General features: G+C 76.2%; 3 protein-coding genes. All 3 read right to left on the bottom strand.

The features are described 5' to 3' along the window. Positions 1–120 precede the first annotated feature (120 nt). On the bottom strand, positions 121–1,275 hold the full coding sequence (gene alr, locus IH13_RS0112730) for an alanine racemase (RefSeq protein ID WP_031083903.1): 1,155 nt from the start codon (positions 1,273–1,275) through the stop codon (positions 121–123). Positions 1,276–1,337: 62 nt separating this feature from the next. Beyond that, positions 1,338–1,718 (bottom strand): DUF488 domain-containing protein, encoded by a 381-nt coding sequence (locus tag IH13_RS0112735; protein ID WP_031083905.1) that lies wholly within the window; start codon positions 1,716–1,718, stop codon positions 1,338–1,340. Positions 1,719–1,761: 43 nt separating this feature from the next. Further along, a partial coding sequence (locus IH13_RS0112740) for an NAD(P)H-hydrate dehydratase (protein ID WP_031083907.1) occupies positions 1,762–1,950 on the bottom strand: 189 nt, incomplete at its 5' end.

A 1,950-nucleotide genomic window follows, 5' to 3' on the forward strand; every position in this document is an offset into this window, starting at 1 on the left:
GCCCGGCGCCAGCCGGCGGCGGCGACGGCCGCCGTCGCCGCCACGTCCCCCGCTCCCGCGCTGGTCTCGCTCACCGTGCCGTGCTCCTTCGCCGTCGTCGTCGGTCGTGCCCGGCCGGTGTCAGTCCTGGCCGGGCGAGGCGTGCAGGTGGATCCGGGGCACGCGTCCGCTGATCCGGGTGACGATCTCGTACGCGATGGTGTCCGCCGCCACCGCCCACTCCTCGGCGCCGGGCTCGCCCTCGTCCCCCGGGCCGAACAGCACCGCCCGGGCGCCGGGCTCCGGGGTGTCGCCCCCGAGGTCGACGACGAACTGGTCCATCGCGACGCGCCCGGCGACCGTACGGACGGAGCCGTCGATCAGCACCGGTCCCCGGCCGGAGGCGTGGCGCGGGATGCCGTCCGCGTAGCCGAGCGGGACCAGGGCGAGCGTCGTCTCGGCGGGGGTCGTGTAGTGGTGGCCGTAGCTGATGCCGTGCCCCGGCGGCACCTCCTTGACCAGCGCCACCGAGGCGGAGAGCGTCATCACGGGGCGCAGCCCGAAGTCCGCCGGGGTGCCCAGGGCCGGGCTGGGCGAGAGGCCGTACATGGCGATCCCGGTGCGGACGAGGTCGAAGTGGGACTCCGGGAGGGTGAGGGTCGCCGGGGAGTTGGCGATGTGCCGCACCTCGGGCCGCACGCCCTCCTTCTCGGCGTACGCCACCATGTCGCGGAACGCCGTCAGCTGGGCCGCGATCGACGGGTGGCCCGGCTCGTCGGCGCAGGCGAAGTGGGACCAGAGACCGGTGACGCGCAGGGTGCCCGTCTCCTCGGCGGCGCGGGCGGCCGAGACGAGTTCCGGCCAGTCGGCGGGCTGGCAGCCGTTGCGGCCCAGGCCCGTGTCGGCCTTCAGCTGGACCCTGGCCGTCCGGTCGGCCGCGGTGGCGGCCTCCACGACCTCGCGCAGCGCCCACATCCCGCTCACCGAGACGTCCACGTCCGCCTCGATCGCCTCGCGCCAGGGTCCGCCGGGCGTCCACAGCCAGCACATGATCCGGCCGCCCACGCCGGCCTCCCGCAGGGCGAGGGCCTCCTGCGGGGTGGCCGTGCCCAGCCAGGTGGCCCCGGCCTCCAGCGCGGCCCGGGCGCACGGCAGCGCCCCGTGTCCGTACGCGTCGGACTTCACCACGGCCATGAGCTGTGCCCCGGACGCCCGGGCGCGCAGGACGCGCACGTTGGCGCGCAGGGCGGCGAGGTCGATCTCGGCACGGGCTCTCAGCGACGCTGTCTCATTCATAACGGGCCCAGTCTCTCACTGGCCCGGGTCCGCGCCCCCGACCTCCCGGGTGCGGTGAGGCGTCAGCGGCGGCCGGAGAGGTGCCGCAGATGTTCCACCAGGACCGGTACCTGACTGGTCCCGACGTCCTTCACGGCCGTGACGAAGGTGACCGGGCCGCCCGCGCGCAGCAGGCCGGTCAGCTCCTCGACGGCCGGTGCGTGCGCCGGGTCGCCGAGCTCGGTGCGGTAGCGGTCCACGAAGCCGTCGTACCGGGCGGCGGGGTCCTGGTGGTACCAGGAGCGCAGCTCGTTCGACGGGGCGGCCTCCTTGGCCCACACGTCGACGGCGGCGTGCTCCTTGGAGACCCCGCGCGGCCACAGCCGGTCGACGAGCACCCGGGTGCCGTCGGCCTTCTCCGGCGGGTCGTACACCCTGCGTACCCGTACGGCGTCGTCGTCCACGGCCCTCACCCTTCCGGTGTGCGCGCCCCCGTCCCAGCGTGGATCAGCCGCACACGTCCCGCCAGGCCGCGGGGATCGCCTCCGCGACGTCCCGGGCCGCCACCGGGGCCCCGTCCGAGGCGCGGCGGGCGGCCAGTCCGTGCAGGTAGGCGCCCACCGACGCCGCGTCGCGCGGGTCCAGGCCCGCCGCCAGCAGCGAGCCGGTCAGCCCGGACAGCACGTCGCCGCTGGC

Origin of the sequence: Streptomyces sp. NRRL WC-3549 (assembly GCF_000721935.1) — a bacterium.
GTDB lineage: Bacteria > Actinomycetota > Actinomycetes > Streptomycetales > Streptomycetaceae > Streptomyces.

Coding starts and splice junctions, on each gene's coding strand:
- alr (WP_031083903.1), bottom strand. CDS start 1,275: ATGAATGAGACAGCGTCGCTGAGAGCCCGTGCCGAGATCGACCTCGCC.